Origin of the sequence: Flavobacterium zubiriense (genome assembly GCF_041729725.1) — a bacterium.
In the GTDB taxonomy this organism is placed as follows: domain Bacteria; phylum Bacteroidota; class Bacteroidia; order Flavobacteriales; family Flavobacteriaceae; genus Flavobacterium; species Flavobacterium zubiriense.
Window position 1 is genome coordinate 190,770 of sequence record NZ_JBCFQL010000001.1, and the last position, 13,144, is coordinate 203,913.

At 33.7% G+C, this 13,144-nt stretch carries 21 protein-coding genes; all 21 read left to right on the forward strand.

The window, feature by feature from the left end:
* Position 1 precedes the first annotated feature (1 nt).
* The 21 genes from rplN to AAGV28_RS00960 all read left to right on the forward strand — a co-directional run bounded on the left by rplN (position 2) and on the right by AAGV28_RS00960 (position 13,094).
* Complete coding sequence (rplN, locus tag AAGV28_RS00860) at positions 2–370, forward strand: 50S ribosomal protein L14 (RefSeq protein WP_022828366.1); 369 nt, start codon at positions 2–4, stop codon at positions 368–370.
* Positions 371–381: 11 nt separating this feature from the next.
* Positions 382–696: a 50S ribosomal protein L24 gene (rplX, locus tag AAGV28_RS00865; protein WP_373404948.1), complete on the forward strand. Its 315-nt coding sequence runs from the start codon at positions 382–384 to the stop codon at positions 694–696.
* A gap of 2 nt (positions 697–698) precedes the next feature.
* Positions 699–1,250, forward strand: a complete 552-nt coding sequence (gene rplE, locus AAGV28_RS00870) for a 50S ribosomal protein L5 (RefSeq protein WP_073245937.1) — start codon at positions 699–701, stop codon at positions 1,248–1,250.
* 3 nt (positions 1,251–1,253) lie between these two features.
* Positions 1,254–1,523 (forward strand): 30S ribosomal protein S14, encoded by a 270-nt coding sequence (rpsN, locus tag AAGV28_RS00875; protein ID WP_024981518.1) that lies wholly within the window; start codon positions 1,254–1,256, stop codon positions 1,521–1,523.
* A gap of 72 nt (positions 1,524–1,595) precedes the next feature.
* Positions 1,596–1,994, forward strand: a complete 399-nt coding sequence (gene rpsH / locus AAGV28_RS00880) for a 30S ribosomal protein S8 (RefSeq protein WP_373404949.1) — start codon at positions 1,596–1,598, stop codon at positions 1,992–1,994.
* An 18-nt stretch (positions 1,995–2,012) separates the two neighbouring features.
* A complete protein-coding gene (rplF, locus tag AAGV28_RS00885) occupies positions 2,013–2,555 on the forward strand; it encodes a 50S ribosomal protein L6 (protein WP_373404950.1) in 543 nt (180 codons plus the stop codon).
* Positions 2,556–2,566: 11 nt separating this feature from the next.
* Positions 2,567–2,917 (forward strand): 50S ribosomal protein L18, encoded by a 351-nt coding sequence (gene rplR / locus AAGV28_RS00890; protein ID WP_373404951.1) that lies wholly within the window; start codon positions 2,567–2,569, stop codon positions 2,915–2,917.
* A 3-nt stretch (positions 2,918–2,920) separates the two neighbouring features.
* Positions 2,921–3,445 carry a 30S ribosomal protein S5 gene (rpsE, locus tag AAGV28_RS00895; RefSeq protein WP_085950926.1) on the forward strand — a complete coding sequence of 175 codons (525 nt, stop codon included), beginning with the start codon at positions 2,921–2,923 and terminating at the stop codon, positions 3,443–3,445.
* An 11-nt stretch (positions 3,446–3,456) separates the two neighbouring features.
* Positions 3,457–3,639, forward strand: a complete 183-nt coding sequence (gene rpmD, locus AAGV28_RS00900; protein WP_026707002.1) for a 50S ribosomal protein L30 — start codon at positions 3,457–3,459, stop codon at positions 3,637–3,639.
* 11 nt (positions 3,640–3,650) lie between these two features.
* Positions 3,651–4,103, forward strand: coding sequence for a 50S ribosomal protein L15 (rplO, locus tag AAGV28_RS00905; protein WP_373404952.1), 453 nt, complete (start codon positions 3,651–3,653; stop codon positions 4,101–4,103).
* A gap of 13 nt (positions 4,104–4,116) precedes the next feature.
* Entirely contained in the window at positions 4,117–5,463 is a 1,347-nt protein-coding gene (gene secY / locus AAGV28_RS00910; RefSeq protein WP_373404953.1) for a preprotein translocase subunit SecY, read from the forward strand.
* Positions 5,464–5,467: 4 nt separating this feature from the next.
* Complete coding sequence (gene infA, locus AAGV28_RS00915) at positions 5,468–5,683, forward strand: translation initiation factor IF-1 (RefSeq protein ID WP_026714631.1); 216 nt, start codon at positions 5,468–5,470, stop codon at positions 5,681–5,683.
* An 11-nt stretch (positions 5,684–5,694) separates the two neighbouring features.
* Positions 5,695–5,811: a type B 50S ribosomal protein L36 gene (gene ykgO / locus AAGV28_RS00920; RefSeq protein ID WP_002987490.1), complete on the forward strand. Its 117-nt coding sequence runs from the start codon at positions 5,695–5,697 to the stop codon at positions 5,809–5,811.
* Between the two features lie 2 nt (positions 5,812–5,813).
* Entirely contained in the window at positions 5,814–6,188 is a 375-nt protein-coding gene (gene rpsM, locus AAGV28_RS00925) for a 30S ribosomal protein S13 (RefSeq protein WP_373389904.1), read from the forward strand.
* Between the two features lie 8 nt (positions 6,189–6,196).
* The gene (gene rpsK / locus AAGV28_RS00930) at positions 6,197–6,580 is read left to right on the forward strand and encodes a 30S ribosomal protein S11 (RefSeq protein WP_035637333.1); all 384 of its coding nucleotides are present in this window, start codon (positions 6,197–6,199) and stop codon (positions 6,578–6,580) included.
* An 88-nt stretch (positions 6,581–6,668) separates the two neighbouring features.
* Positions 6,669–7,274, forward strand: a complete 606-nt coding sequence (gene rpsD / locus AAGV28_RS00935) for a 30S ribosomal protein S4 (protein WP_161644168.1) — start codon at positions 6,669–6,671, stop codon at positions 7,272–7,274.
* 21 nt (positions 7,275–7,295) lie between these two features.
* Complete coding sequence (locus AAGV28_RS00940) at positions 7,296–8,288, forward strand: DNA-directed RNA polymerase subunit alpha (RefSeq protein ID WP_071183834.1); 993 nt, start codon at positions 7,296–7,298, stop codon at positions 8,286–8,288.
* Positions 8,289–8,350: 62 nt separating this feature from the next.
* The gene (gene rplQ / locus AAGV28_RS00945) at positions 8,351–8,860 is read left to right on the forward strand and encodes a 50S ribosomal protein L17 (RefSeq protein ID WP_373389903.1); all 510 of its coding nucleotides are present in this window, start codon (positions 8,351–8,353) and stop codon (positions 8,858–8,860) included.
* 191 nt (positions 8,861–9,051) lie between these two features.
* A complete protein-coding gene (gene carA, locus AAGV28_RS00950) occupies positions 9,052–10,152 on the forward strand; it encodes a glutamine-hydrolyzing carbamoyl-phosphate synthase small subunit (protein ID WP_373404954.1) in 1,101 nt (366 codons plus the stop codon).
* A gap of 215 nt (positions 10,153–10,367) precedes the next feature.
* Positions 10,368–11,660: a phosphopyruvate hydratase gene (gene eno / locus AAGV28_RS00955; protein ID WP_373404955.1), complete on the forward strand. Its 1,293-nt coding sequence runs from the start codon at positions 10,368–10,370 to the stop codon at positions 11,658–11,660.
* Positions 11,661–11,816: 156 nt separating this feature from the next.
* Complete coding sequence (locus AAGV28_RS00960) at positions 11,817–13,094, forward strand: citrate synthase (RefSeq protein WP_373404956.1); 1,278 nt, start codon at positions 11,817–11,819, stop codon at positions 13,092–13,094.
* Positions 13,095–13,144: the final 50 nt, after the last annotated feature.

The window sequence follows — 13,144 nt, forward strand, 5'->3', positions numbered from 1 at the left end:
TATGGTACAACAAGAATCAAGACTAAAAGTAGCAGATAACACAGGAGCTAAAGAAGTTTTAACTATCCGTGTTTTAGGAGGTACCAAAAGAAGGTATGCCTCTGTTGGTGACAAGATTGTAGTATCTATTAAAGATACATCTCCTAACGGAAGCGTTAAAAAAGGAGCTGTTTCAACTGCAGTTGTTGTACGTACCAAAAAAGAAGTGAGAAGAGCTGATGGTTCTTATATCCGTTTCGATGACAATGCATGTGTTCTTTTGAACGCTGCAGGAGAAATGAGAGGAACTCGTGTATTTGGTCCGGTAGCAAGAGAACTTCGTGAAAAACAATTCATGAAAATTGTATCATTAGCACCAGAAGTGCTTTAATTCGCTATAAGATGATAAAGCTAAAAATAAAATCAGGTGACATTGTAAGAGTAATTGCTGGAGACCATAAAGGTGCTGAAGGTAAAATATTGCGTGTTGACCGTGAGAAAAACAAAGCGATTGTTGAAGGTGTAAACATGGTTTCGAAACATACAAAACCAAGTGCTAAAAACCCTCAAGGAGGAATCGTTAAGAAGGAAGCTCCTATTCAAATTTCTAATATCTCTTTAATTGATCCTAAAACTAAGGAAACAACTAGAGTAGGTGTAAGAGTTGAAGGAGATAAGAAAGTAAGATTTTCAAAAAAATCTAATCAAGTACTATAGTAATGGCGTATATACCTAGATTAAAAGAAGAATATAAGAGTAGAGTAATCTCTGCTCTTAAAGAAGAGTTCGGATACACAAACGTAATGCAAGTTCCTAAATTGGAGAAAATCGTTTTGAGCCGTGGAGTAGGTGCAGCTGTATCTGATAAAAAATTAATTGACTATGCAGTTGATGAATTAACTAAGATCACTGGACAAAAAGCAGTTTCTACAATCTCTAAGAAAGACGTTGCGTCTTTCAAATTGAGAAAGGGAATGCCTATTGGAGCAAAAGTTACTTTGCGTGGAGAAAGAATGTATGAGTTTTTAGATAGACTTATTACTTCAGCTTTACCACGTGTAAGAGATTTTAGTGGTATCAAAGCTACTGGATTCGATGGTAGAGGTAACTATAACCTTGGAGTTTTAGAGCAAATCATTTTCCCAGAAATTGATATTGATAAAGTAAACAAAATTTCAGGAATGGATATTACTTTTGTTACTACTGCTCAAACAGACAAAGAAGCAAAGTCATTATTGGCTGAATTAGGTTTACCTTTTAAAAAGAATTAAGATATGGCTAAAGAATCAATGAAAGCCCGTGAGGTTAAGAGAGAAAAAACGGTAGCTAAGTATGCTGAGAAAAGAAAAGCTTTGATAGAGGCTGGAGATTTCGTAGGTTTGCAAAAATTACCTAAAAATGCTTCACCAGTTCGTTTACACAATCGTTGTAAATTAACAGGTAGACCAAGAGGGTACATGCGTCAATTCGGTATTTCACGTGTAACTTTTCGTGAAATGGCTAATAATGGATTGATACCAGGAGTTAAAAAAGCCAGCTGGTAAAAAACGAATTTTAATTGGTTAAAGGTTCAATGAGAAAGTCTCAAAGAAAACCATAATCGCAAATTAATAAATATGAATACAGATCCTATTGCAGATTATTTAACGCGAGTTAGAAACGCTGTGGCTGCAAACCACAAAGTTGTTGAAATTCCGGCATCTAATCTAAAAAAAGAAATTACTAAGATTTTATTTGATCAAGGTTATATCTTAAGTTACAAATTTGAAGACAACTCTGTTCAGGGTTCTATTAAAATTGCTTTGAAGTATGATAAAGATACTAAAGAGCCGGTTATTAAAGATATCCAAAGAATTAGTAAACCAGGTTTACGTAAATATTCTAGTTCTTCAAACATTCCTAGAATCCTTAACGGATTAGGTATTGCTATTGTTTCTACTTCAAAAGGTTTGATGACTGGAAAGAAAGCTAAGCAATTAAATGTAGGTGGTGAAGTAATTTGCTACGTATACTAATTAATAAAGACTTATAAGATGTCAAGAATAGGAAAGAGTCCAGTTGTAATTCCTGCTGGAGTTACTGTTGAAGTTAAAGACGGTATTATTACAGTAAAAGGAAAAAATGGTCAACTAACACAGGAGTTTTCGGATGTAACTGTAACAGTTGAAGGTGATCAAGTTCAAGTTGAAAGATCATCTGATCACAAAGATCAAAGAGCAAAACACGGTTTATATAGATCTTTAATCAGCAATATGATTGTTGGTGTAACTGAAGGTTTTACTAAATCTTTAGAATTGGTAGGAGTAGGTTATAGAGCTTCTAACCAAGGGCAAAAATTAGATTTAGCACTTGGATTTTCTCACAATATTGTTTTAGAAGTTGCTCCAGAAGTAATTGTTGAAACTATATCTGAAAAAGGTAAGAACCCAATTGTAAAATTAACATCATTTGACAAACAACTTTTAGGAGCTGTTGCTGCGAAAATCAGAGGTTTCCGTAAGCCAGAGCCGTACAAAGGAAAAGGTGTTAAATTTGTAGGTGAAGTATTAAGAAGAAAAGCAGGTAAATCAGCTTAAAAAATAAGATTATGTCATTAACAAAACCTGAAAGAAGACAGAGAATCAGATTCAGAATCAGAAAAACGATAAGCGGTACTGCTGTTAATCCAAGATTATCTGTATTTAGAAGTAACAAAGAAATTTACGCTCAACTTATTGACGACGTAAACGGAGTTACATTGTTGTCTGCTTCTTCAAGAGAAAAAGAAATAGGAAAAGGTACTAACGTAGAAATTGCTACAGCAGTTGGAAAACTTGTTGCAGAAAAAGCGTTAAAAGCTGGGGTTGAAACAGTAAAATTCGATAGAGGAGGATACTTATACCACGGTCGTATTAAATCATTAGCAGAAGGCGCAAGAGCGGCTGGACTTAAATTCTAATATATTATGTCTAAATACAAAAATGTAGAATTGGTAAAACCAAGTGGTCTTGAACTTAAAGATCGTCTGGTAAGTGTTAATCGTGTTACTAAGGTTACAAAGGGTGGTAGAGCTTTTGGTTTTTCTGCTATTGTAGTTGTAGGTGATGAAAACGGAGTAGTTGGGCACGGATTAGGAAAATCTAAAGACGTTTCTGAAGCAATTGCGAAAGCAGTAGAAGATGCTAAGAAAAATCTAGTAAAAATTCCTTTGAATGGTCAATCAGTTCCTCACGAACAAAAAGGTAAATTTGGTGGTGCACGTGTATTCTTAATTCCTGCCTCTCATGGTACAGGAGTTATTGCTGGTGGAGCTGTTCGTTCAGTTCTTGAATCAGTAGGTATTCATGATGTATTATCTAAATCTCAAGGATCATCAAATCCTCACAACGTAGTAAAAGCAACTTTTGATGCTTTATTACAAATGAGAAGTGCTCACACTGTTGCAAAACAAAGAGGAGTATCTTTAGAAAAAGTTTTTAAAGGTTAATCAAGGAAATTATGGCTAAATTATTAGTAAAACAAGTTAGAAGTAAAATCAACTGTCCACTTGATCAAAAAAGAGGATTAGAGGCTTTAGGTCTACGTAAAATGGGTCAAGTTGTAGAGCATGACTCAAACCCTGCAATCCTTGGGATGATAAACAAAGTTAAACACTTAGTTTCTGTAGAAGAAGCTAAATAACAAATACTGTTATGAATTTAAGTAACTTACAACCAGCTGAAGGGTCAACACACAATCAAAATAAAAGATTAGGTAGAGGAGAAGGTTCTGGAAAAGGTGGTACCGCTGCACGTGGACACAAAGGAGCAAAATCTCGTTCTGGATATTCTAAAAAGATTGGTTTTGAAGGTGGGCAAATGCCACTTCAAAGACGTGTACCTAAGTTTGGTTTTACAAACATCAATCGTAAAGAATACGAAGGTGTGAATCTTGATACACTTCAATTATTAGTAGATAATGGTGCCATTACAGATACTGTTGATATGACAGTTTATGTTGCAAACCGTTTGGCTACTAAGAATGAAATTGTAAAGATTTTAGGAAGAGGAGAATTGAAAGCTAAATTAAAAGTAACTGCTCACAAATTTACTGCTACTGCAAAAGCTGCTATTGAAGCTGCTGGAGGAGAAGCTGTAACAATATAATTTTTCAATTAATATGAAGAAATTTATTGAATCAATAAGTAATGTTTGGAAAATCGAGGAACTAAAAAACAGAATCCTAATTACTTTAGGACTGCTTTTAGTTTATCGTTTTGGAGCTCACGTAACGCTTCCTGGGATTGATGCTACACAGTTAGCTAATTTAGAAGGCCAAACCAAAAGTGGTATTGGTTCTATTTTAGATATGTTTACTGGAGGAGCTTTTTCTCAAGCGTCCGTTTTTGCTTTAGGAATTATGCCTTACATTTCAGCATCTATTGTTGTTCAGCTTATGGGAATTGCTATTCCTTATTTGCAAAAATTACAAAGTGATGGTGAAAGTGGTAGAAAAAAGATTAATCAGATTACACGTTGGTTGACTATTGTAATTACTTTGGTTCAAGGACCTACGTATATCTACAATCTTTATAGAACATTACCTGGTAGTGCATTTTTATTAGGGTTTGATTCTTTTGAATTTTTATTTTCTTCAGTAATTATCTTAGTTACAGGTACAATTTTTGCCATGTGGTTAGGAGAAAAGATAACTGATAAGGGAATTGGTAACGGTATATCACTATTAATTATGGTTGGTATTCTTGCAAGATTTCCCCAAGCATTTATTCAAGAATTTACAACTAGAGTTACTAATAACAATGGAGGACCTATGTTGTTAGTTATTGAAATAATTATTTGGCTTCTAGTTATCATTGCATGTGTATTGTTAACTATGGCTATTCGAAAAATACCAGTTCAGTACGCACGTCGTACTGCTTCTGGTGATTTTGAACAAGATATGTTAGGTGGAAATAGACAATGGATTCCTTTAAAGCTTAATGCTTCTGGGGTTATGCCAATCATTTTTGCGCAAGCAATTATGTTTATACCTGCTGCTTTAGCAGGATTGTCAACCTCCGATACTTCACAATCTATTGTAGGTGCTTTTAGTAATATGTTCGGTTTTTGGTATAATTTAGTTTTTGCAACATTAATTGTTGTATTTACATACTTTTACACCGCAATCACAGTTCCTACTAATAAAATGTCTGATGATTTAAAAAGAAGTGGTGGTTTTATTCCTGGGGTTAGACCTGGAGCTGAAACTTCTGATTTTTTAGACAAAGTGATGTCTTTAATAACTTTTCCAGGTTCTTTATTTCTTGCTCTAATAGCTGTGTTCCCAGCAATAGTTGTAAGTCTTATGGATGTTCAACAATCTTGGGCAATGTTTTTTGGAGGTACCTCATTAATAATTATGGTAGGTGTTGCAATTGATACAATTCAACAAATCAATTCATACTTGTTAAACAAACATTATGATGGTTTAATGAAAAGCGGAAAAAATAGAAAAGCAGTAGCTTAATTTTATGGCAAAACAATCAGCAATAGAACAAGACGGATCAATCATTGAAGCATTATCAAATGCGATGTTCCGTGTAGAATTAGAGAATGGACATGTTGTAATTGCTCATATTTCTGGAAAAATGCGTATGCATTACATCAAATTATTACCTGGTGATAAAGTGAAATTAGAAATGAGCCCTTATGATTTGTCTAAAGCAAGAATTACTTATAGATATTAAAGATATTCACAATGAAAGTAAGAGCATCAGTAAAAAAGAGAAGTGCCGAGTGCATCATCGTACGTAGAAAAGGAAGATTATACGTAATAAACAAAAAGAATCCTAGATTTAAACAAAGACAAGGATAATTATGGCAAGAATAGCAGGGGTAGATATCCCAAAAAACAAGAGAGGTGTTATTGCACTTACCTACATCTTCGGATTAGGAAAAAGTAGAGCTATAGAGATTTTAGAGAAAGCTCAGGTTAGCCAAGACAAGAAAGTTCAAGATTGGAATGATGACGAAATCGGAGCAATTCGTGAAGCTGTTGGAACTTTCAAAATTGAAGGTGAATTGCGTTCAGAAGTTTCTTTGAACATCAAACGTTTAATGGATATTGGTTGTTATAGAGGAATTCGTCATAGAACTGGTCTTCCATTAAGAGGACAAAGAACTAAGAATAACTCTAGAACTAGAAAAGGTAAAAGAAAAACTGTTGCTAACAAGAAAAAAGCAACTAAATAATAAGTAATATGGCTAAAGCAACTACAAAAAAACGTAAAGTTATCGTTGAATCAACGGGAGAAGCTCATATTTCTGCTACCTTCAATAACATCATTATTTCTTTGACTAACAAAAAAGGTGAAGTTATTTCTTGGTCTTCAGCTGGTAAAATGGGTTTTAGAGGTTCTAAAAAGAACACTCCATACGCAGCTCAAATGGCCGCAGAAGATTGTAGTAAAGTAGCTCTTGAAGCTGGATTGAAAAAAGTTAAGGTTTATGTAAAAGGACCAGGAAACGGACGTGAGTCTGCTATTCGTTCTTTGCATAACGGTGGAATCGAAGTAACTGAAATTATCGACGTTACTCCAATGCCACACAACGGTTGTCGTCCTCCAAAGAGACGTAGAGTTTAATAATAAATTTAAGTATAACTAGGTAGAATCACGATTATCGAAGGATATGACCTGAATTCATAATCTCTACCTTAATTAATTCATTGAAATGGCAAGATATACTGGTCCTAAAACTAGAATTGCTCGTAAATTTGGCGAAGCAATCTTCGGAGATGATAAATCTTTCGAGAAAAGAAATTACCCTCCTGGGCAACACGGGATGGCTAAAAAAAGAGGTAAAAAATCTGAATATGCAATCCAATTAATGGAAAAGCAAAAAGCTAAATATTCTTATGGAATTTTAGAAAAACAATTCAGAGGTTTATTCAAAAAAGCATCAGCTACTAAAGGTGTTACTGGTGAAGTTCTTTTACAATTATGTGAAGCAAGATTGGATAACGTAGTTTTTAGAATGGGCGTTGCTCCTTCTAGAAGAGGTGCTAGACAATTAGTTTCTCACAGACATATCACTGTTAACGGTGAAGTTGTAAACATTCCTTCTTACCACCTTAAACCTGGTGACAAAGTTGCAGTTCGTGAAAAATCTAAATCTTTAGATGCTATCGAACGTTCTTTATCTAATTCAAGTCAAGTTTATGAATGGATTACTTGGAACAATGACGTTAAAGAAGGTACTTTCGTAGCTGTACCGGCTAGACTTCAAATTCCAGAAAACATTAAAGAACAATTAATCGTAGAGTTGTACAACAAATAATAATTGACTTAGTCGAAATTTATGGCAATATTTAATTTTCAAAAGCCCGATAAAGTTATCATGATCGATTCAACCGATTTTGAAGGTAAATTCGAATTTAGACCTTTAGAACCTGGTTATGGATTGACTGTTGGTAATGCACTTAGAAGAGTTTTGCTTTCAGCATTGGAAGGGTATGCAATTACATCTGTTCGCATAGAAGGTGTAGATCATGAGTTTTCTACTATTTCAGGAGTTGTTGAAGATGTTACCGAAATTATCCTTAATCTAAAACAAGTACGTTTCAAACGTCAAATTGAAGATATCGATAATGAATCAGTTTCTATTTCTGTTTCAGGTAAAGATCAATTAACAGCTGGTGATTTTCAGAAATTTATTTCAGGTTTCCAAGTTTTGAACCCAGAACTTGTTATCTGTAATTTAGATTCTAAAATCAAATTGAATCTTGATTTAACAATCGAGAAAGGTAGAGGATATGTTCCTGCTGAGGAGAATAAAAAACAGAATGCTGCAATTGGAACCATTTTTACAGATTCTATTTTTACACCTGTAAAAAATGTAAAATACGCTATTGAAAACTTCCGTGTAGAGCAAAAAACAGATTATGAAAAATTAGTTTTCGAAATTAAAACTGATGGATCTATTAATCCAAAAGATGCACTTACAGAAGCTGCTAAAGTTCTAATTCACCATTTCATGTTGTTCTCTGACGAAAGAATTACACTTGAGGCTGATGAGATTGCACAAACAGAATCATATGATGAGGAATCATTACACATGAGACAATTGCTTAAAACTAAGCTTGTTGATATGGATCTGTCTGTGAGAGCCTTAAATTGTTTGAAAGCGGCTGAAGTTGATACACTTGGTGATTTAGTATCGTTCAATAAAAATGACCTAATGAAATTCCGTAATTTCGGTAAAAAATCTTTAACAGAGCTAGATGAACTTGTAGCAGTTAAGAATTTGACTTTCGGAATGGATTTAGCAAAATACAAACTAGATAAAGAATAAATTACTCATATTTTGCTCTCCATAGAGGATAGTAGCAAGATGAGGGTTTAAAAAAACACGTCATGAGACACGGAAAAAAATTCAATCACTTAAGCAGACAGACTGCACATAGAAAATCTATGTTAGCTAATATGGCTTGTTCTCTTATTGAGCACAAACGTATTAATACTACTGTTGCTAAAGCTAAAGCGCTTAAACAATTTGTTGAGCCGCTTATAACAAAATCTAAAAATGATACAACTCACAACCGTCGTATCGTTTTTGCTAACTTACGTAGCAAATATGCTGTAACTGATTTATTCAGAGATGTAGCTGCTAAAGTTGGTGACCGTCCAGGTGGATACACTCGTATCATTAAAGTTGGAAATCGTTTAGGAGATAATGCTGATATGGCAATGATCGAATTAGTAGATTTCAATGAACTTTACAACGGAGGTAAAAAAGAAGTTAAAAAAGCAAAAAGCCGTCGTGGTGGAAAAGCAAAAAAGGCAGATGATGTTGTTGAAGCTCCAGTAGCTGAAACAGAAGCTCCTGCTGCTGAACCTGAAACGCCAAAAGACGCTGCTGAATAATTATGAAAATAATCATTCAATAAAATCAAGGATAAACTATTTTTTTAGTTTATCCTTTTTTTTTGATTTTTTTATTACAAAGAACAGGAGCTCATTAGAAATGGAAAGACGAATTAGAATTCTAAAATAATTTTTAAAATTGTTGCTTTCGCTCCTTTAATGAATTAAATTTGCATCATATTTAACAACAAATGAAATACACAACACGAAAAAGCGCCATCCTTTTATTAAGTGACGGTACTATATTCCACGGAAAATCTATCGGAATCAGCGGAACCACTTTTGGTGAAGTATGTTTTAATACTGGGATGACCGGTTATCAAGAAATCTTCACTGATCCATCTTATTTTGGACAAATAATGGTGGCAACTAACGCACATATTGGAAATTATGGCGTTAATGAAAATGAAGTAGAATCAAACGGAATTAAAATTTCAGGTTTGGTTTGTAAAAATTTCAGTTTTAACTATTCTAGAGAAGATGCTTCAGGAAGTTTAGAAGATTATTTTGCAAAGCAAAATTTAATCTGTATTTCTGATGTAGATACTCGTGCTTTAGTAAGTTATATTAGAGAAAATGGAGCTATGAATGCTGTAATTTGTACAGATGATACTCCTCTTGAAGAGTTAAAAGCCACTTTAGCTAGCGTTCCGGACATGAAAGGTTTGGAGTTAGCTTCAAAAGTTTCAACTAAAGAACCTTATTTTTACGGAGATAAAAATGCTAAATACAAAGTTTCGGCTTTAGATCTAGGAATAAAAACAAACATTCTTCGTAATCTGGCTAAAAGAGATTGTTATATCAAGGTTTTTCCTTTTGACGCTTCTTATGCTGATTTGGCTTCATTTAACCCAGATGGTTTCTTTCTTTCAAATGGACCTGGAGATCCAGAACCTTTAGAAGGTGCAATTGAAGTTGCTAAAGAAATTTTGGCAAACAATAAACCATTATTTGGTATTTGTTTGGGGCACCAGGTAATTGGTTTGGCTAACGGAATTTCTACTTATAAAATGTTTAATGGTCACCGAGGAATTAATCATCCTGTAAGTAATTTGATTACTGGAAAAGGGGAAATTACTTCTCAAAATCACGGTTTTGCAGTTAATAGAGAAGAATTAGAAGCGAATCCAGAAATGGAGATTACGCATCTTCACTTAAATGACGGAACTGTAGCTGGAATGAGAATGAAAAACAAAAATTGTTTTTCAGTTCAATACCATCCTGAAGCAAGTCCTGGGCCACATGATTCTTCCTATTTGTTTGATCAATTTGTGGAAAATTTGAAAAATTAATGTTTTTTTAAAGATAATTAATAGGCTAAGCATTTTTTGTTTAGCCTATTTTTTTTGCCTAATGTTTTGGTTCTGTTTTTAATTTGTAAATTTTATTTTAAATTATGTTTAATTAATAGATTTATAACGTTTTCGTTGATAAGATTAAAAAAATAAATACGATGTTTAAAAAACTTAGAATATATTTGCATTTTAAAATTTAAAAACTAAGTAATATGAGTATTATTATCAAAATTCACGCAAGACAAATTTTCGATTCAAGAGGTAATCCTACTGTAGAAGTAGATGTAGTTACAGAAAACGGTGTTTTAGGAAGAGCAGCAGTACCATCTGGAGCTTCAACTGGAGAACATGAGGCTGTAGAATTACGTGATGGTGGAAAAGCTTTTTTAGGAAAAGGAGTTTTAAATGCAGTGAACAATGTTAATACTGTAATTGCTGAAGAACTTGTTGGTACTTCTGTTTTCGAACAAAATCTTATCGATCAAATGATGATTGATTTAGATGGTACTCCAAACAAATCTAAATTAGGTGCTAATGCTATTCTGGGAGTTTCTTTGGCTGTCGCTAAAGCTGCTGCTGCTGAATTAGGATTGCCTTTGTACAGATACGTAGGTGGGGTTTCTGCAAATACATTGCCTGTTCCAATGATGAACATCATCAACGGTGGATCTCACTCAGATGCTCCGATAGCTTTTCAAGAATTCATGATTTTCCCAGTAAAAGCTACTTCTTTCTCTCATTCAATGCAAATGGGAACTGAAATTTTCCACAGTTTGAAAAAAGTATTACACGATAGAGGTCTTTCTACAGCTGTAGGTGACGAAGGTGGTTTTGCACCAAACTTAGCTGGTGGTACTGAAGATGCTTTAGATACTATCAAATTAGCGGTGGAGAAAGCGGGTTATACTTTTGGAGACGAAATTATGATTGCTCTTGACTGTGCTGCTGCTGAATTTTATGTAAACGGAAAATACGATTACTCTAAATTTGAAGGAGAAACTGGAAAAGTGAGAACTTCTGCTGAACAAGCGGATTATTTAGCTGATTTAACAACTAAATACCCAATTATTTCTATCGAAGACGGTATGGATGAAAATGACTGGGATGGATGGAAATTATTGACTGAAAAAATTGGAGATAAAGTTCAATTAGTAGGTGATGATTTGTTTGTTACTAATGTGGAACGTTTATCAACTGGTATTGATAAAGGAATTGCTAACTCAATCCTTATCAAAGTAAACCAAATTGGTACTTTGACTGAAACTATTGCAGCAGTTAATATGGCTAAAAATGCAGGATATACTTCAGTAATGTCTCATCGTTCAGGAGAAACTGAAGATAATACAATTGCAGACTTAGCAGTAGCGTTAAACTGTGGTCAAATTAAAACAGGTTCTGCTTCACGTTCTGATCGTATGGCTAAATACAATCAATTGATTAGAATTGAGGAAGAATTAGGAAATACAGCTTATTTTCCAGGAAAAAAAGCATTCAAAATAAAATAAGATTAACACTTTGTTCTCTTTTAAAAGCCATTCATGTAAAATGAATGGCTTTTTTTGTCAAATTTAACAATATCATTAGTTTTTTCCCTTTTTAATTAGTGTTATTATCCTTAGATTTGGTAAATTATTAAGTGTAAAGATTTATTTCAAATTATTATGTCAAAAACAGCTATATTAGAAATTGATGGTAAGAAGTACGAGTTTCCTGTTATTAAAGGAAGTGAGAACGAAGAAGCAATCAATATTAACAAATTAAGAGATTTAACAGGGACAATTACTATTGATCCAGGTTTTAAAAATTCAGGTTCTTGTACTAGTGCAATTACTTTCCTAGATGGAGAATTGGGAATTTTACGTTATAGAGGATATTCGATCGAAGATTTAGCTGATAAAGCAGACTTTTTAGAAGTTTCTTATCTTTTGATTTTTGGTGAATTACCAACGGCTGCTCAATTAGAACAATTTGAAACAGATATTAGAAAGCATACCTTAGTAAATGAGGAAATGAAAGGTATTATTGATGGCTTCCCAAAAACTGCACATCCAATGGGTGTTTTAGCAGCTTTGACTAGCGCGTTGACAGCTTTCAATCCAAAATCAGTGAATGTTGAGAATGAAAAAGAATTGTACCAGGCAGTTTGTAAAACTATGGGTAAATTTTTGGTTATTGCAACATGGACTTATAGAAAATCAATGGGCTATCCTTTGAATTATTATGATAATACTAAAGGATATGTTGAAAACTTTATGAACTTAATGTTTGCATTGCCTACAGAGCCTTATAAAATCAATCCTGTTGTAATTGAGGCTTTAGATAAATTATTTATCTTACATGCTGATCACGAGCAAAACTGTTCTACTTCTACAGTAAGAATGGTTGGTTCTTCTCATGCAGGTTTATTTGCTTCAATTTCTGCTGGAGTTTCTGCTTTATGGGGGCCTTTACACGGAGGTGCTAACCAGGCTGTTCTTGAAATGTTAGAAGAAATTCACCAAAACGGTGGAGATACTGAAAAGTATTTGGCTAAAGCAAAAGATAAAAACGATGCTTTTAGATTAATGGGTTTCGGACACAGAGTTTATAAAAACTTTGATCCACGTGCTAAAATTATCAAAAAAGCCGCTAAAGAGGTTTTAGAAACCTTAGGTGTGGATGATCCAATTTTAGAAATTGCTAAAAAACTAGAAGCAGCTGCTTTAGAAGACGAATACTTCAAAGCTAGAAATTTATATCCAAACGTAGATTTCTATTCAGGAATCATCTATAGAGCATTAGGAATCCCAACTGATATGTTTACAGTAATGTTTGCTATTGGTAGATTACCAGGTTGGATTGCACAATGGAAAGAAATGCGTGAAAACAAAGAGCCAATTGGAAGACCAAGACAAATTTACACTGGGTCTCCATTAAGAGAGTTTAAAAAACCAGTATAATATAAATTATATCAAAGCAAAAGCTTCACTGAAAAGTGAGGCTTTTTTTT

Excerpts from the sequence above, each read along its gene's own strand:
- rplE (WP_073245937.1), top strand. The coding sequence starts at position 699 with ATGGCGTATATACCTAGATTAAAAGAAGAATATAAGAGTAGAGTAATC.
- rpmD (WP_026707002.1), top strand. The coding sequence starts at position 3,457 with ATGGCTAAATTATTAGTAAAACAAGTTAGAAGTAAAATCAACTGTCCA.
- rplQ (WP_373389903.1), top strand. The coding sequence starts at position 8,351 with ATGAGACACGGAAAAAAATTCAATCACTTAAGCAGACAGACTGCACAT.
- rplX (WP_373404948.1), top strand. The coding sequence starts at position 382 with ATGATAAAGCTAAAAATAAAATCAGGTGACATTGTAAGAGTAATTGCT.
- rplR (WP_373404951.1), top strand. The coding sequence starts at position 2,567 with ATGTCATTAACAAAACCTGAAAGAAGACAGAGAATCAGATTCAGAATC.
- rpsD (WP_161644168.1), top strand. The coding sequence starts at position 6,669 with ATGGCAAGATATACTGGTCCTAAAACTAGAATTGCTCGTAAATTTGGC.
- carA (WP_373404954.1), top strand. The coding sequence starts at position 9,052 with ATGAAATACACAACACGAAAAAGCGCCATCCTTTTATTAAGTGACGGT.
- ykgO (WP_002987490.1), top strand. The coding sequence starts at position 5,695 with ATGAAAGTAAGAGCATCAGTAAAAAAGAGAAGTGCCGAGTGCATCATC.
- infA (WP_026714631.1), top strand. The coding sequence starts at position 5,468 with ATGGCAAAACAATCAGCAATAGAACAAGACGGATCAATCATTGAAGCA.
- rpsM (WP_373389904.1), top strand. The coding sequence starts at position 5,814 with ATGGCAAGAATAGCAGGGGTAGATATCCCAAAAAACAAGAGAGGTGTT.
- rplO (WP_373404952.1), top strand. The coding sequence starts at position 3,651 with ATGAATTTAAGTAACTTACAACCAGCTGAAGGGTCAACACACAATCAA.
- AAGV28_RS00940 (WP_071183834.1), top strand. The coding sequence starts at position 7,296 with ATGGCAATATTTAATTTTCAAAAGCCCGATAAAGTTATCATGATCGAT.
- eno (WP_373404955.1), top strand. The coding sequence starts at position 10,368 with ATGAGTATTATTATCAAAATTCACGCAAGACAAATTTTCGATTCAAGA.
- rpsK (WP_035637333.1), top strand. The coding sequence starts at position 6,197 with ATGGCTAAAGCAACTACAAAAAAACGTAAAGTTATCGTTGAATCAACG.
- rpsH (WP_373404949.1), top strand. The coding sequence starts at position 1,596 with ATGAATACAGATCCTATTGCAGATTATTTAACGCGAGTTAGAAACGCT.
- rpsN (WP_024981518.1), top strand. The coding sequence starts at position 1,254 with ATGGCTAAAGAATCAATGAAAGCCCGTGAGGTTAAGAGAGAAAAAACG.
- rplF (WP_373404950.1), top strand. The coding sequence starts at position 2,013 with ATGTCAAGAATAGGAAAGAGTCCAGTTGTAATTCCTGCTGGAGTTACT.
- rplN (WP_022828366.1), top strand. The coding sequence starts at position 2 with ATGGTACAACAAGAATCAAGACTAAAAGTAGCAGATAACACAGGAGCT.
- AAGV28_RS00960 (WP_373404956.1), top strand. The coding sequence starts at position 11,817 with ATGTCAAAAACAGCTATATTAGAAATTGATGGTAAGAAGTACGAGTTT.
- secY (WP_373404953.1), top strand. The coding sequence starts at position 4,117 with ATGAAGAAATTTATTGAATCAATAAGTAATGTTTGGAAAATCGAGGAA.